This window comes from Xanthomonas sp. 3058, assembly GCF_014199765.1.
Classification (GTDB): domain Bacteria; phylum Pseudomonadota; class Gammaproteobacteria; order Xanthomonadales; family Xanthomonadaceae; genus Xanthomonas; species Xanthomonas campestris_B.
Genome location: NZ_JACHOF010000008.1, coordinates 121660 through 137273 on the forward strand (window position 1 = coordinate 121660; position 15614 = coordinate 137273).

The 15614-nt window shown below is 65.4% G+C and carries 6 protein-coding genes; 5 read left to right on the forward strand and 1 reads right to left on the reverse strand.

Annotated elements, in window-relative coordinates; genetic code table 11:
• The first annotated feature begins 113 nt into the window (after positions 1-113).
• The 5 genes from GGR61_RS12435 (at position 114) to GGR61_RS12455 (ending at position 14648) form a co-directional block, all read left to right on the forward strand.
• The gene (locus tag GGR61_RS12435) at positions 114-4481 is read left to right on the forward strand and encodes an Ig-like domain-containing protein (RefSeq protein ID WP_260287734.1); all 4368 of its coding nucleotides are present in this window, start codon (positions 114-116) and stop codon (positions 4479-4481) included.
• Positions 4478-6061 carry a family 43 glycosylhydrolase gene (locus GGR61_RS12440; protein WP_184621669.1) on the forward strand — a complete coding sequence of 528 codons (1584 nt, stop codon included), beginning with the start codon at positions 4478-4480 and terminating at the stop codon, positions 6059-6061. Before GGR61_RS12435 ends, GGR61_RS12440 begins: the two co-directional genes overlap by 4 nt.
• 193 nt (positions 6062-6254) lie before the next feature.
• A complete protein-coding gene (locus GGR61_RS12445) occupies positions 6255-8519 on the forward strand; it encodes a S9 family peptidase (RefSeq protein ID WP_184621760.1) in 2265 nt (754 codons plus the stop codon).
• Positions 8520-9220: 701 nt separating this feature from the next.
• Positions 9221-12115 carry a TonB-dependent receptor gene (locus GGR61_RS12450; RefSeq protein WP_184621671.1) on the forward strand — a complete coding sequence of 965 codons (2895 nt, stop codon included), beginning with the start codon at positions 9221-9223 and terminating at the stop codon, positions 12113-12115.
• Between the two features lie 157 nt (positions 12116-12272).
• Positions 12273-14648: a glycoside hydrolase family 127 protein gene (locus tag GGR61_RS12455; protein ID WP_184621673.1), complete on the forward strand. Its 2376-nt coding sequence runs from the start codon at positions 12273-12275 to the stop codon at positions 14646-14648.
• 168 nt (positions 14649-14816) lie between these two features.
• Here GGR61_RS12455 and GGR61_RS12460 read toward each other — a convergent pair whose 3' ends face one another.
• On the reverse strand, positions 14817-15572 hold the full coding sequence (locus GGR61_RS12460) for a hypothetical protein (protein WP_260287684.1): 756 nt from the start codon (positions 15570-15572) through the stop codon (positions 14817-14819).
• Positions 15573-15614: the final 42 nt, after the last annotated feature.

Below are 15614 nucleotides of genomic sequence, written 5' to 3' on the forward strand. Positions count from 1 at the left end.
CAGCAGAGGTTTGCCAGCTCGGCGTCGGGTGTTGCGCAGCTGTTCCAATTGCAGGGCAAGCCGATGCACAGCACCTTCTTTAAAGCCATTGCATGCGCAGCTCCCGTTTGTTGATGTCGCTGTGTCGCCAGGGGCGGGGCATGCGTGCCGGTGTGGCCGGGTTGCTCTGGGCCGGCGCGGTGGTGGGGATGCCGTTGGCGGTCGCTACGCCGGCGCCACACGCGCCCGTGGCGCTCGCCAATGCGGACATCGGCTATCCGCGGTTTCACGGGCTGGCGCATCCGGTGCCCGACAGCGGCGTAGCCTTCGCACCCGATGGGCAATTGGCGCGGATCTACGCTGCCGATCGTGCGCGCGGGGCAGGGCAGGCTGCGGGCAACGATTTCTGGGTCGATCGCATGCTGGTGCGCGAAGGCACCGGTGGCGGTTTCGATGACGAGAACAACTGGCTGTTCACGCGTGGCCGCGCGGCCTTTCTGGCCACCCATCAACCCGAGATTCCCGGATTCGTCGGCCAGGTGGCGTACTGGCATGCCACCGACTACGACGCGCTGTTACGCATTTTTTCCACGCAGGGCGAGCGAGCGGTGCAGTGGACCGAGCGCGCGCAGCAGCGCCGTCAGACGCCCAGCTATTTCAGCACCGTGTTCGAGGATGCAGACGCGGGCGTGCGGATGCGGCTGGTCAAGTACATCACCGAGCAGAATGTGGCGGTGGCCAACGTCGTGCTGTCGAGCCTGGACGGCACGGCGCATACGCTGTCGGTGCAGGCGCTTTCGCCGCTGGCCCAGCATGCCGATGGCAACACGCTGACCGGCGCGTTCGATGCGTATAACGCGATCACCACGGTGTTTCCGCGGCTGTCGGGCGATGGCTTTCGGGTGGACGGCAAACAGCTAGTGCGCGAGGTGGTGGTGCCTGCCAGCGGCGAGACGCCAGCGCTGAAACTGCAACTGGGCCTGCTCACACACGAACTGCCGCAGGCGCAGTCCGAGTACACCCGCATCGCCGCGCAGTCGCCGCAACAGGCCTACCAGGAGCACGTTGCCCGCTACAACCGCTGGTGGGTGGACAACGTGCCGTATCTGGACACGCCGGACGAGAACATCACCAAGAGCCTGTTCTATCGCTGGTGGGTGCTGCGCTTCAATTTTCTCGACGCCAACGTGCCGGGCAACGATTATCAGTTTCCGGTCGCCATCGAGGGCGTGCTGGGCTACAACAACGCCATCGTGCTGACCACCGGCATGTTCCTGGACGATCTGAAATACCTGCGCGACCCGAGCTACGCCTACGGCAGCTGGCTCAGCGCAGGCGAGACCGCGGGCGGTAGCAAGTACACCGACAATCCCGGCTCGCCGGAAAACTGGTCCAACTCCTACGCGCAATACATCACCGCCGCCGCATGGCGCTCGATGCAGTTGCATGGCGGCCCGCCGGCACTGGCCGCAAAACTGGCCCGCTACGGCAGCGGCGATGTGGACGGCGTGCTGGCTGCCTACGATCTCAATCACAACGGCTTGATCGAATACGACTGGGCAGCGATGACCGGCAACGACGCCGATGCGGTGTCGTTCGACTGGGCGGCCAAGCATGGCGAAATCCGCATGGATCGCACTGAAAGCGCCTATGTCTACGCCAACGCGCAGGCGGCGGCGCAGGCAGCGCAACTGGCGGGCGACGGCGCAACCGCGCAGCGCATGCAGGCCACCGCACGACGCATCCGCCAGGCAGTGCTGGACGTGTTGTGGCAGGACCATCGCGACAGTGCCGATTCGGTAGGCCTGCACGGCGAGCTGCTCAAGCATCGCCAGGCCAAGGGGCCGCGCCTGCCGGTGGACTGGAAGGAAACCAACAATTACTACCCCTTCAGCGTGGGCCTGATGCCCAAGCAGGGCGAGGCCGATGACGACCCCAAGTATGTGCGTGCCTTGCGCTTGTTCGCCGATGCAGCGCAGTACCCGCTGTTTCCGTTCTACACCGCCAACCAGGTCGATCTGCAGGCGCGCGGCAGTGATGCCGATTCGGGCAGCAACAATTTTTCCACCATCAACGCGACGGTTGCCTTCCGCCTGTTCGGCGAGGCGCTGCGCGATTACCCCAGCCCGTTTTTGAGCGCGCAGAGCTACCGCAAGGTGTTGTACTGGAACGCATGGGCGCCTTACATCGATGGCGATAACCGGTACCCGGATCAAAACGAATTCTGGGCCAAGGGCAGTGCCGCGGATGGCGGCAAGATCGCGTACCGCTCGTGGATTCACCACACCCAGCTGGGGGCGACGAATTTCACGATGATCGAGGATGCGATGGGCCTGCGCCCGCGCAACGACGACAAGATCGAGCTGTATCCCATCGATATCGGCTGGGACCATTTTGCCGCCGACAACCTGCGCTACCGCGATCGCAATCTGAGCATCGTCTGGGACCGCGATGGGCGCCATTACCCGGGCAAGGCCGCGCAGGGCTATCGCGTGTATCTGGATGGCAGGCTGGCGTTTCGCGTGGACCGGCTTGCGCATGTGATCTACGACCCGGCCAGCGGGAAGGTGAGCGCGGCGCCGGATGCGGTCAATGGCAACGGCCCGGCGCAGGTACTGGAGTCGCACCCGGCGCAGCTGGCGTCGATGGCGCAGGTGCCGATCGCCGCGGATGCGCGCATCGCGCAACTGCTGAGCAAGGCCGGCGTGGATGTGACGCTGCCGGCCAATGCCAACCGCAACCTGGCAGACGCTGCGCAGGTCACCGCCAGTTTTGCCGCGCCAGGGTTTGCCGCCACTGCGGCGGTGGACGGCAGCACCGCGAATACCCCGTTCTGGGGCACCGCCGGCTCGCCGTCTGCCAGCGACTGGATCGCGCTGGACCTGGGCCAGCCCCGGCAGGTGGATCAGGTGGTGCTGTATTTCTATCGCAGCTCCTCGGCTGGCGGCCAGCAGCATGGTTTTGCGTCCGGCACCTATCCCGGCTATGCCGCGCCGTGGATCTATGCCGTGCAGTACCGCGACGGTTCCGGCAACTGGAAGACCGTTCCCGGGCAGGTACGCGATGCGGCGATTGCCGTGGGCAACCGCAACCGGGTGCGCTTTCCGGCGCTGCGTGCGCAGGCGCTGCGCGTGGTGGTGACCCATGCCGGTAGCGCACGCACCGGCATCAAGGAACTGCAGGTCTTCGACAGCGGGATGGCTGCGCCTGCAGTTGCCGGCAACGCGCCGCCGCAAGTGCAGGCGTGGCAGCTGGACGATGCCGGTGCCGGTGCCGACGGCGCGGTAAGGGTGAATGGCCGGGTAGGCGACGACGGCTTGCCCAACGGCGCATTGCAGGTGCGCTGGCAACTGCTGAAAGGCCCGGAAGGTGGCGATGCCGTGTTTGCCGATCCTGCGGCAACGCAGACCGCCGTGCGCTTCACGCGGCCGGGTGCCTACACCGTGCGGTTGGCGGCCAACGACGGTGCGCTGGAGGGCCACGCCGATGTGCAGCTGCTTGCGCCCGCCGCGCCAGCGCTGCAGAGCGTGCCGTTGCACGCACTGGCCACGGTCAGCGCGCAACTCACCGGCGCGCAGTACCGCGTGCAGGCGCTCAACGATGGCTTCGTTCCTGCGGCGGGCAGCCGGCCGAAGGGCAGCCGGCGCTGGGGCAGTTACGGGAGCGAGCAACCGGCCACGCTCTGGCTGCAATACCAGTGGCCGCGGCCGGTGCGGTTGTCATCCAGCACGCTGTATTTCTGGAACGACCAGCCCCGTGGCGGGGTGGCCGCGCCTGCCAGCTGGACGTTGCAGGCACTGCAGGACGGCCGCTGGCAGGACATCGTCGCCACTGGCGGCTACCCGATTGCCACCGCTGCGATGGGCGCCGCCAGCACGGCCCGCTTTGCGCCGGTGGTCACCACCGCCGTGCGCGCGGTGCTCAGCACCCAGCCCGGGGCCGACGGGCGCATGCCCATCGGCGTGGACGAATGGCAGGTGCACTCGGAGTTGCCCACGCGTGTGGAGGCGATCGATCTGCGTACCGCGCCCGGCCAGTTGCCGGTGTTTCCGCAGCAGGTCGATGCCTTCTTCGCCGATGGCAGCGTATTGCCGGTGGCGGTGCAGTGGCCGGATCTGTCGCTGCAGCGGCTGGGCAGCGAGGGTGCGGTGGAGGTGCAGGGGCTGGTGGAGGGCGTGGTTCCGGTCAAGGCCACGGTCTGGGTACGCGCCACGCCGCCGGGGCAGATCAACACCGTGCAGGCCTTGCCCGAGGTGAGCGCAGTGGCCGGGCAGGCGCCCACGCTGCCGGGCTTTGTGAGCGTGCAATACAACGACGGCTCGCGCGAGCGCCTGCCGGTGCAGTGGCCAACGCTGGCGCCGGCGCGTTACGCGCAACCCGGGCAGATCGGCCTGACCGGCACCGCGCAGGGGCGTGCGCCCACCGGGGCGGTGTCGGTTCCCCTCAGCGTGCAGATCACGGCGGCCAGCACGCCAACCCAGCGGCAGGGGTCGACCCCATGATCGGTGGACTGGCGCGAATCTTGGCACTGGCCGGTACGTTGTCGATGGCCGCGGTTGCCGCCCGTGCGGTGCCGCCGCAGGGCGTACCGCTGCATGCACCGGGCAACCCGATCCTGGCCGATGGCAGCCGCTATTCGGCCGATCCGGCGCCGCTGGTGGCCGACGGCACGCTGTACATCCTGGCCGGGCGTGACACCGCGCCGCCGGGTCGCAACGCCTTCGTCATGCCAGGCTGGCAGATGTTTGTCAGCAGCGACCCGGCCAGCGGGCAGTGGACGCATTACCGCGATCTGCTGCGCCCGCGGCAGGTGTTCGCCTGGGCCGACGATCGCTACGCCTATGCCGCGCAGATCGTGCAGGGGCCGGATGGCCGCTATTACCTGTATGCGCCGGTGCAGCAGCGCAACGCATCCACGCCCGATCCATTCGCGATCGGCGTGGCGGTGGCCGACAGCCCGCTCGGCCCGTGGACCGATGCCCACCCGCAAGGGCCGGTGGTGTCGCAGTCGGTGCCCAACCGCAACACCATCCAGAACATCGACCCCACCGTGCTGGTCGACGACGATGGCCGCGTGTATCTGTACTGGGGCACCTTCGGCGCGTTGTTCGGGGTGGAGCTGGAGCGCGACATGGTGACCTTCAAGGGCACGCCGGTAGCGGTCGACACGCTGGCCGGTTTTTTCGAAGCGCCGTGGCTGTTCAAGCGCAACGGCACCTACTACCTGGCCTATGCGGCCAACACTGCCGGCCGCGAGTCGGCGTGTACGCCTACGCTGTATCACGCGTGCATCGCCTATGCGAGCGCGCCGACGCCGCTGGGGCCGTGGACCTATCGCGGCATCGTGCTGCCGCCGGTGTCCTCGACCACCTCGCATCCGGGCATCGTCGCCTTCAAGGGGCAGTGGTATCTGGTCTATCACACCGCCGATGCGCGCGGCGGTGGGCATTTTCGTCGCAGCGTGGCGATCGATCCGCTGCAATGGGACGACAGCACCCAGCCAGCCAGCATCCGCACCGTCACCCCCACCAGGCGCCCGCAACCAGCGCTGCCGCCGCAGCGCAACCAGGCCCCGTCTGCCGTGGCCACCGCCTCCAACGGGCCGCAGATTCCGCTGCAGTACTGGATGGCCGCGCTCAACGATGGCGTGGTCAACAGCAATCCGCTGCCACCGCAACTGTGGGGCAGCTGGACGCAAGACAATCCGCCTCGGCACTGGCTCCAGTACAGCTGGTCGCAGCCGGTCACGCTGGACAGGACGCGCGTGATGTTCTGGGCCGACCATCCGGCCGGTGCGCAGGTCGGTGTGGCGCCGCCGGCGCGCTGGCACCTGGAATACCGCCAGGGCGGGCAATGGCATCCGGTGCAGACGCGCGATCGCTACCGCACCCATACCGATCGCTTCGAGGCGGTGTCGTTTGCAGCAGTCACCACGCGCTGCGTGCGCCTGCTGATGGATGCCTCCGGCAAACCCGACAGTTACGCCGCGCTGGCCGTGCAGGAGTGGGAAGTGCTGGCGCCGCAGCCGCAACGTCTACCGGCCGCCAGCGACGCCGACAGCAGCCGCTGCGATGCGCCGTGAGCGGAATGACCCAACCACCATGAGGCTTGCAGTGCGCACGATTCCCGGTCTGTCCCTCCATTGCCGCGCGCTGTTGCGGGTGGCCGCCGTGTGGCCGTTGCAGTTGGCGTTGGCGGCCGCATCCGTCCTGCCGGCGGCAGCATCCACGCTCGCAGCTGCAGCCACGCCCACCGCCGCAGCGACATCGACAGCGATGCCGACACCCGCATCCGCAGCGGCGCCAACCGCAGCGGATTACGCGCGTGCGCTCGGCCTGTCGCAGCACTATGCATCCCTGGTCGAGCATGCACCCAGCGCGCCGACCTGGGTCGATGCCGGGCACTTCCTGTATCGACGCGGAGTTGCCCGCGCCGGTCAGCCGCCGTCCATCGAATACCGCATGGTGGATGCCGCCAGCGGCCGCAATACCGTGGCTTTCGACCATGCACGCCTGGCGGCGGCATTGACCCAGGCCGGCGCACTGAAGGTGGATGCGGCAGCGCTGGCACTGCAGGCGCCGACCCTGCAGCAGGATCGGCTGACGTTCCAGCTCGCCCACGTCGGCTGGCAGTGCACGTTGTCGCGTTATTCCTGCGCGCATCTGCACGAGCGCGATGCGCAGCCGGAGTCGATGGACATGCGGCTTCCGCTCGTCCAGGGCGAGCGCAACGCCAAGCTGTCGCCGGATGGGCGCTGGCGCGCCTGGGTGGAGCAGGCCAATGTGGTGATCGCACCTGTCAGCGGCAGTGAGCGCAGCGTGCTCAGTCGTGACGGCAAGGCGGATGACTACTACGCGCTGGACAGCCTGGTGTGGTCGCCGGATTCGCAGCATCTGGCCGCATATCGGGTCAAGGCGCCGCCACCGCGCATCGTCTATTACATCGAATCGGCCCCCGCCGACCGCGTGCAGCCCAGACTGCACCAGCAGATCTATCCCAAGCCGGGCGATGTGTTGCCGGTGATGCAGCCGGTGCTGTTCGACATCGCCACGCGCGCCGCGCATCCGGTGGCGATGACGTTGCTGCCCAATGCCTTCACCTTGAGCGAGATGGTGTGGTGGAAGGACAGCCGTGGTTTCACCTTCGAGTACAACGCACGCGGGCATCAGCTGTATCGCGTCATCGAGGTGGATGCACGCAACGCCGCCGCGCGCACCCTGATCGAAGAAACCTCGCCCACCTTCATCGAATACTCCGAGCTCAGCGGCAAGCACGAAGACGGCGGCAAGCATGCGCGCCGCGATCTGGCCGATGGCGCGCAGATCGTCTGGGCTTCCGAGCGCGATGGCTGGGAGCATCTATATCTCTACGACGGCCGCACCGGCGCGGTGATCCGTCAGCTCACCCACGGCGATTGGGTGGTGCGCAAGCTCGATCGCATCGACGAGGCGGCGGGGCAGCTGTACTTCAGCGCCTCCGGCATGCAACCCGGCGAAGATCCCTATTACCTCCACGCCTATCGCATCGGCCTGGATGGCAGTGGCCTCACCGCGCTGACTCCGCAGCAGGCCGACCATGCCGTGCAGTACTCGCCGGATGGAACGTGGTTGCTGGATCTGTACTCGCGCGTGGATCTGGGCCCGGTGCTGGAGCTGCGGCGCAGCGCCGACGGCAGCGTGGCACGCACCATCGAGCGGACCGATCTGAGCCGCCTGCAGGCCGCCGGCTGGCAGGCGCCGTTGCCGTTCCATACCACCGGGCGCGATGGCAAGACCGAGATCTGGGGCGTGATCCATCGCCCGCAGCAGCTGGATCCGCAGCAGCGCTACCGCGTGGTCGAAGACATCTATGCCGGCCCGCAAGGTTCGTTCGTGCCGAAGAGCTTCAGCACGGACACTCCCTCGCTGACCGCGCTGGGCTTTGCGGTGGCGCAGATCGACGGCATGGGCACCAATAATCGTGCGCGCGCCTTCCACGACGTGGCCTGGCGCAACCTCAAGGATGCCGGCCTGCCGGATCGCATCGCCTGGCACAAAGCCGTGGCCGCGCAGTACCCGTGGTACGACATCAGCGGCGGCGTCGGCATCTACGGCACCTCGGCCGGCGGCCAGAACGCCTTGGGCGCGTTGTTGTTCCATCCGGAGTTCTATATGGCCGGCGTGGCCAATTCCGGTTGTCACGACAACCGCATGGACAAGATCTGGTGGAACGAACAATGGATGGGCTGGCCGGTGGGGCCATGGTATGCAGCATCGTCCAACGTGGAAAACGCCGCGCGCCTGCAAGGGCATCTGCTGCTGGTCACCGGCGACATGGACAGGAATGTGGATCCCGCCAGCACCTTCCAGGTGGCCGATCGCCTGATCAAGGCCGGCAAGGATTTCGACATGCTGGTGGTGCCGGGCGGCGACCATGGCGCCGGTGGCGACTATGGCCGCCGGCGTCTGCTGGATTTCTTCGTGCGCTGGATGCAGCAGACAGCAACCCCGGCGTGGAATCGCACATCGTCCACCACACCGGTCACGCCGCCGCCAGCGTGATTGCGCGCGCAGTCCGCGGTGGATGTGGCGGCTGCATGCAGCGAGCGCCAATTCATTTCAACGGCGGTCATCGATAGCGATTGCGCCCGATGCGATGGTGTGCAGACAAGGCGCTGATATTCCAGCGTTGAGCGCGCCCGACGGCACGTCCAGCGTCTGGATCTGCCGCCGGGACTGATGGCGACCACCACGACGTTGAGAGCACTCGCCGGGTGTGTGCGGACGGCACTGCGAAACCGCCATGTATGCGCGCCATGCCGCAACGCGCACCAGCTGTGCCTGTTTGGCGGTCGCAGCCATTCTGATCGTCGTTTGCAGCGTGAGGGCAGGCGGCGTCGGCATACCGTTTTGCTGCAGGAATGCGTCAACCCAGCGCAGTACGCATGGCAACCATGCTGTTTTCCGCATGCACTGTCGACAAATGCGACAAGACGCGGCGCGTGCGCACAGGCACATTGTGATCAGATGATCAAACTGGAGCGCATGGGCGACTCCATGACCGAACCAATCTCCATCTGACGACGCGTGGTTACGCGATCGATGCCGATCGCGCGCGTCGCTGGGTCTCTGCGTCTGCGTTGTCGCCACGGCGAAGCATCTCGCCGTGGCCTGTGTCCGCCTTCGATGTTTCCCGCACTGGTGCATGCCGGTACGGGCGTGTGTTGCCCGTCGGTTACCCTTTTTTGAATCAGGAGCCCTGCATGTCGATGTTGTCGCTGCCCCTCCATCGCCGCACCGTCGCGGGGCCGCGCCCGCTGCGCAGCGCGCTTGCCACCGCGCTGGTGGTGGCGCTCGCCGCCGGCACAGCGGTTCCTGCGCTGGCGCAGCAAGCCGGCACCGGCGATGCAACGCAGACGCTCGACAGCGTGGTGGTCACCGGCTCGCGCCTGCGCCGTGTGGATACCGAAACCGCCAATCCGGTGGTCACCGTCAGCCAGGAACAGATCGCCGCCACCGGCAAGGCCACGGTGGGCGACCTGCTGCAGGAGCTGCCATCGATCGCCGGCAACGCCACCAACCCGTACACCAACAACGGCGGCGGCACCGGCGCATCAGCGGTGTCGTTGCGAGGTCTCGGCGACAAACGCACCTTGGTGCTGGTCAACGGCATTCGGCTTGCCTACAACGACGTCAACGCCATTCCGTCCAGCATGATCGAGCGTATCGAGGTGCTCAGCGATGGCGCCTCGGCGGTATACGGCTCCGATGCCATCGGCGGCGTGGTCAACTTCATCCTGCGCACGCGCTTCGACGGCGTGCAGTTCAGCAGCGACTTCGGGACCAGCAGCGAGGGCGATGGCAATCGTCGCAATTTCGCCCTCACCGCCGGCAAGACCTGGGAGCGCGGCAGCCTGATCGGCGGGCTGTCGTACCACAACATCGACCCGGTCCCGGCGGGTGCACGCGACTACTCCAAAGATGCGCTGGCACTCACCGATGGCGTGCCGGTGAAGCAGGGGTCTTCTGCCACGCCCACCGGCACGGTCAATTTCAACGATGGCTCGGATCAGTCCACGCAGCTTCGGCAGGCCAACGGCTGCGCGCGCGTGACGCTCAACGGTGGCGTCAGCGGCCGCGCCGGCCCAGGCGACTTCCACTGCTACGACTCCACGGCCGATTCCTACAACTACCAGCCGTTCAATTTGCTGCAGACACCGCAAAAGCGCACCAATGCCTTCCTGCTGGGCACATTTCGCTTCAGCGACAGCGTCGAGGGTTACGTCAACACCTGGTTCAGTAAAACCGAGTCGGCCTCGATCATCGCGCCGATCCCGATCTTCTCCAATAGCGACAAGATCCTGGTGTCGTCGCAGAGTTACTACAACCCGTTCGGGGTCAACTTCGGTACCGACCGCACCACCGGCACCTCCTACAACGATCTCAATACGCGCGCCACGGTCCTGGGCAACCGCAGTTATCAATACAACACCTACAACTTCCAGATCAGCCCGGGCCTGCGTGGCCGCTTCGGCGACAGTTCCTGGCAGTGGGATGCCAACTTCAACTATGGCAAGGTCAAACAGAAGTCGATCAATAACGGCTTTCTGGACTACGCCGTGTTCAATCAAGCCATCGGGCCGTCGTTTCTGGACAGCGATGGCGTGGTCAAGTGCGGTAGCGCAGGCGCGGCGATTGCAGGTTGCACACCGCTGAACTTCTTCAACCTCAACGACAGCACCAACCTGGCCATGTTGCAGGGCATGGTGGTCAACCCGATCGTGACCAGTGTGTACACGGTCAAACAATTCGAAGCCAACGCCAACGGCACGTTGTTCGAACTACCGGCCGGCGCGGCGAGCCTGGCGGCCGGGCTTTCGTATCGCAAGGAGCGCTCGACGACGGCATCGGACGCGCTGTGGACCGGCGACGAGAACGGCCTGTGCGGGGTGATCGAATACTGTTCGTCCACCCTGAGCGGCAGCTTCGACGTCAAGGAAGCCTATGCCGAAGCCTTGTTCCCGTTGCTCAAGGATCTGCCCGGCATCAACGCGCTCACTATCACCCTGGGGACGCGTTTTTCCGATTACAGCTCGGTGGGCAGCAAGACCAATAGCAAGGTGTCGCTGGAGTATCGCCCGATCGAGAACCTGCTGGTGCGCGGCACCGTGTCGCAGGTGTTCCGCGCACCCAACATCAACGAGTTGTATGCCGGCGTGGCCGGCGATTCGGCCACCGTCAACGACCCATGCAATGGCTATACCGGCGGCAATACGGTGGCGTGCGCCAATGTACCGACCGATGGTAGCTATCAGCAATCCGATGGCCAGGTCGGCGGCAAGGTGTCCGGCGCTGCGGTCGCAGGCTATCAGCTCAAGCCGGAAACCGGCAGGTCGTACGACGTGGGATTTGTCTACGATCCGCAGTGGATCGATGGCCTGTCGCTGAGCGCGGACTGGTGGCGCATCGATCTGGAAGACACCATCACCACGGTGTCGGCGCAGACGGTGCTCAATCAGTGCTTCGCCAATGCGGCCAGCGCGTTCTGTCCGCTGATCCATCGCAACGGCAACGGCACCATCAATTACATTGCAGAACCCACCGTCAACCTGGGCAAGCTGTGGGCCAAGGGCATGGACTTCAATCTGACCTATCGCCTGCCGGAGACCGCCTGGGGCAAGTTCACCGCCGGACTCAACGGGACCTATCTCACCCGCTACGACGTGCTGCCCGACACCACCGATCCCAGCTCGGTCACCATCCACAATGTCGGCCGTTACACCCAGGCCTACGGCAACTTCCCGCGCTGGCGTGCGCTGGGTACGCTCAACTGGGGCTTGGGCGACTGGAGCGCCACCTGGCGCATCCGTTATGTGGGCCATACCGCCATTGGCAATGCGGATCTGAGCCAGAGCCTGTCGGCCGACTCCGGCACGCCCGGTGTGGTGCGCAACATCGGCGCCTACGTGTACAACAACCTGCAACTGGGCTACGAGGTGCAGCCGTGGCATACGCGCTTTGAAGTGGGCGTGGACAATATCGCCAACAAGCAGCCACCGTTGTACTACTCCAACAACGTGGGCAATGCGAACACCGATGTGGCGACCTACGATCTGCTTGGTCGGTTTTATTGGGCGCGTGCCACGGTGAAGTTTTGAGTGCGGCCCTGTCGGCGCCGCTGTCTGATCGCCCCGCTGCCCGATCCGATCGCGCAGTGGCAGACCATGTGACGCAGGGGCTCTACATCACCCTTGTCGGCCCGGGCTGTAACGGCGCGCGCAGTCTGCAAGCAGCGGCAGGAGCTAAGCTGACCTCATGACCGAGCCATCCAGTACCGAGCGCACCATCGACCACGCGCTGACCCTGTCGCGGCGGCGTTTTCTGGCCTGGAGCAGCCTGGCAGTGGCTGCGGGCTTCCTGCGTTTTCCCGTCGATGCCGATGCCGCCCAGCCGGGCCGCATGCGCGCGGTGCCGCTTGCCCAGGTCCGCTTGACGCCGTCGCTGTTTCTGGATGCGCTCGACACCAATCGACGGTATCTGATGCGGTTGCAGCCGGACCGGCTATTGCACAACTTCGTGCTGTACGCCGGTCTCGACCCCAAGGCGCCTGCCTATGGCGGTTGGGAAGCGGACACCATCGCAGGCCATACGCTCGGCCACTATCTCAGCGCGTTGGCGCTGATGCATGCGCAGACCGGCGATGCGCAATGCGCATCGCGTGCGGCGTATCTGGTGAGCGAACTGGCGCGTTGCCAGGCGCATGCAGGCGATGGCTACGTGGCCGGCTTCACCCGCAAGAACGCCGCAGGCAAGATCGAAAGCGGCCGCGCCGTTTTCGATGAATTGAAGAAAGGCAAGATCGACCCGGCGCCGTTCTATCTCAACGGCAGCTGGGCGCCGCTGTACACCTGGCACAAGCTGTTCGCCGGCCTGCTCGATGTGCATGCGCACTGCGGCAATGCGCAGGCGCTGCAGGTGGCGGTGGGGCTGGCCGGTTACCTGCAAGGCATCTTCGCAGCGTTGGACGATGCGCAGCTGCAAAAGGTGTTGTCCTGCGAATTCGGTGGCCTCAACGAATCGTTCGTCGAATTGCATGTGCAAACCGGCGATGCGCAGTGGTTGGCACTGGCGCAGCGGCTGCATCATCACGCCGTGCTCGACCCGCTGGTCGCCCAGCGCGATGAACTGGTCCACCAGCACTCCAATACCAACATCCCCAAACTGATCGGCCTTGCCCGCGAGTACGAGGTCACCGGCGATGCCGCGTCCGGCGCGGCAGCGCGCTTCTTCTGGCACACGGTCACCGACCACCACACCTACGTGATCGGTGGCAACGGCGACCGCGAATACTTCCAGCAGCCGGACAGCATCTCGAAGTTTCTCACCGAGCAGACCTGCGAGCATTGCGCCAGCTACAACATGCTCAAGCTCACCCGGCACCTGTATCAATGGGGCCCACAAGCCGCGCATTTCGATTACTACGAACGCACGCTGCTCAACCACGTGATGGCCCAGCAGCATCCGCGCACCGGCATGTTCACCTACATGACACCGCTGCTGGCCGGCGAAGCGCGCGGCTGGTCATCGCCGTTCGACGATTTCTGGTGTTGCGTTGGCAGTGGGATGGAGGCACATGCGCAGTTCGGCGACTCGATCTATTGGGAAGACGGGCAGGGCGTTTACGTCAACCTGTATGTGCCCTCCAGCGTACGTGACGCAGCAGGCTTCGCACTGAGCTTGCGCAGCACGCTCCCAGAACAAGGCCAGGTGACGCTGCGCATCGACGCCGCGCCTGCGGACGCACGCACGCTTGCCTTGCGCGTGCCCGGTTGGGCCGGCGCGCACACGCTGCAGGTCAATGGTCAGCTGCAAACACTGCAGCCGATGGATGGTTACCTGCGCATCGAACGGGTGTGGAAGGCCGGCGACACCGTGTCGCTGCAGCTGGAGATGCCGCTGCGCCTGGAACCCACGCCCGACGACCCGGCATGGGTGGCCGTCATGCGCGGCCCGCTGGTACTGGCGGCCGACCTCGGCGACGCCGCGTTGCCATGGAGCAACAAGACCCCGGCGCTGGTCGGTGGCGATGACGTCCTGCAACGCCTGCAGCCGCTACCGGCCCATGGCCACTACGCCTATGCCGATGGCGCCCAGCAATGGCAGTTTTCCCCGTTCTATGCCCAGTTCGATCGCCGCAGCGCCGTCTACCTGGAACACCGCGATGCCGCTGCCTGGCAACAACGCCAGGCCGAGCAGGCGGCAGCCGACGCGGCGCAACGCGCACTCGACGCGCGTGCACTGGATCGCATCGCCCTGGGCGACGAAGCATCGGAAAAGGCACACGGCCTCACCAGCGACAGCTCCTACGCACTCAGCTACCGCCGCCGCGCCGGCCGCGACGCCCGCACCGGCGGTTTCATCGCCTTCACCCTGCGCAATACCGCCCAGGCCCGCATTCTGCGCCTGCGTTACTGGGGCGACGAAACCCGCCGCCGCTTCCGCATCCTCGCCGACGGCGAACTCATCGCCAACGAACGCCTGGACGGCAACCGCGGCCTGGACTTCGTCGATGTGGATTACGCCTTGCCTGCAGCAGTGGCAGGCCGCGCAACCCTGCAAATTCGCATCGAACCGGAGACCGGCTACTCGGCCGGCCCGGCGTTCGGGTGTTGGGTGTTGGAGTCGGCGTGAACTTGTGCCGACCCAAGCTCACAATCCACGATGAGAGGGAGTCATCCCATCGACAGCCCGACCTACGCGGTGCGGCATGTGGACGAGCCAATCGATCCATCTACGCCGCAGCAGCTGGGGATACTCTATGGGAGCGTCTCAAATCCAGGCACGGATGGAACCAATGCATCACTTGCCTAGCGACTGTTCCCGAGCCCGTTCTATCTCTTGCCTGAGCACGCGCCTATTCTCGTCGGCATTCATCGAGCCAAGCCCGACGTCGTCTGCTTTATCGACTGGAGCAGACATGCGCGCCTGTTTTTCCAGCGCGGGTAGACGCTTGGTTAGGTAGTAGCTGGGATATTGCGTGCTGACATCTTCCAGTGTGGCCGATCTGAGTTCCAGAAGTCGCTGTTCTTTGGCGCTTGCAATTGACCCTTTGTATCCACCGATGAAACGGTCTGCGACGATCAATTTCTTGGTGTTTCCAGGTTCTGTAATGACGCGCTCGCCCAGGCGATCCATGTTGGCGCCGTTGCTGCGGTATGTCACCACGACCGGCGTTGCATCGCTGGTCGTGATGACAATAATCGTGCTGAAAAATGGTCGTCCCGAATAGTCGACCAGCGCGACAAGCTCCAACGTGCCATCGTCATCAAGATCGATGAATTGCGCTTCGCCGACGGTTGGTGGAACAGTTTCGCCATCGGGATCGATCATGGCGATCAATGCTTCGGTCAACTTCGGCAAGTCGCGCGTCTGATTGAGTTCGACGGAACGCGATGATTGCCAAGTCGCCGGATCGCCGATATCCGAACTCCATGCCGGGAATGCGGCGACCGAAGCGGCGAGCACGACAAGTAGGAAGCGATGGTTCATCATTGCAGTTCTGCCTTGTTGCATCGCCGGAGTCAGGTCAATTCGATTGTTTTGTGTGCTGGCCATGCCGCGAGTGCAGGTGGCATGCCTGCTGCACTTACAGTGCCG

Bases quoted from the DNA above. Each gene is read 5' to 3' on its own strand.
- GGR61_RS12435 (WP_260287734.1), top strand. From the start codon at position 114: ATGTCGCTGTGTCGCCAGGGGCGGGGCATGCGTGCCGGTGTGGCCGGG.
- GGR61_RS12440 (WP_184621669.1), top strand. From the start codon at position 4,478: ATGATCGGTGGACTGGCGCGAATCTTGGCACTGGCCGGTACGTTGTCG.
- GGR61_RS12445 (WP_184621760.1), top strand. From the start codon at position 6,255: ATGCCGACACCCGCATCCGCAGCGGCGCCAACCGCAGCGGATTACGCG.
- GGR61_RS12450 (WP_184621671.1), top strand. From the start codon at position 9,221: ATGTCGATGTTGTCGCTGCCCCTCCATCGCCGCACCGTCGCGGGGCCG.
- GGR61_RS12455 (WP_184621673.1), top strand. From the start codon at position 12,273: ATGACCGAGCCATCCAGTACCGAGCGCACCATCGACCACGCGCTGACC.
- GGR61_RS12460 (WP_260287684.1), bottom strand. From the start codon at position 15,572: ATGGCCAGCACACAAAACAATCGAATTGACCTGACTCCGGCGATGCAA.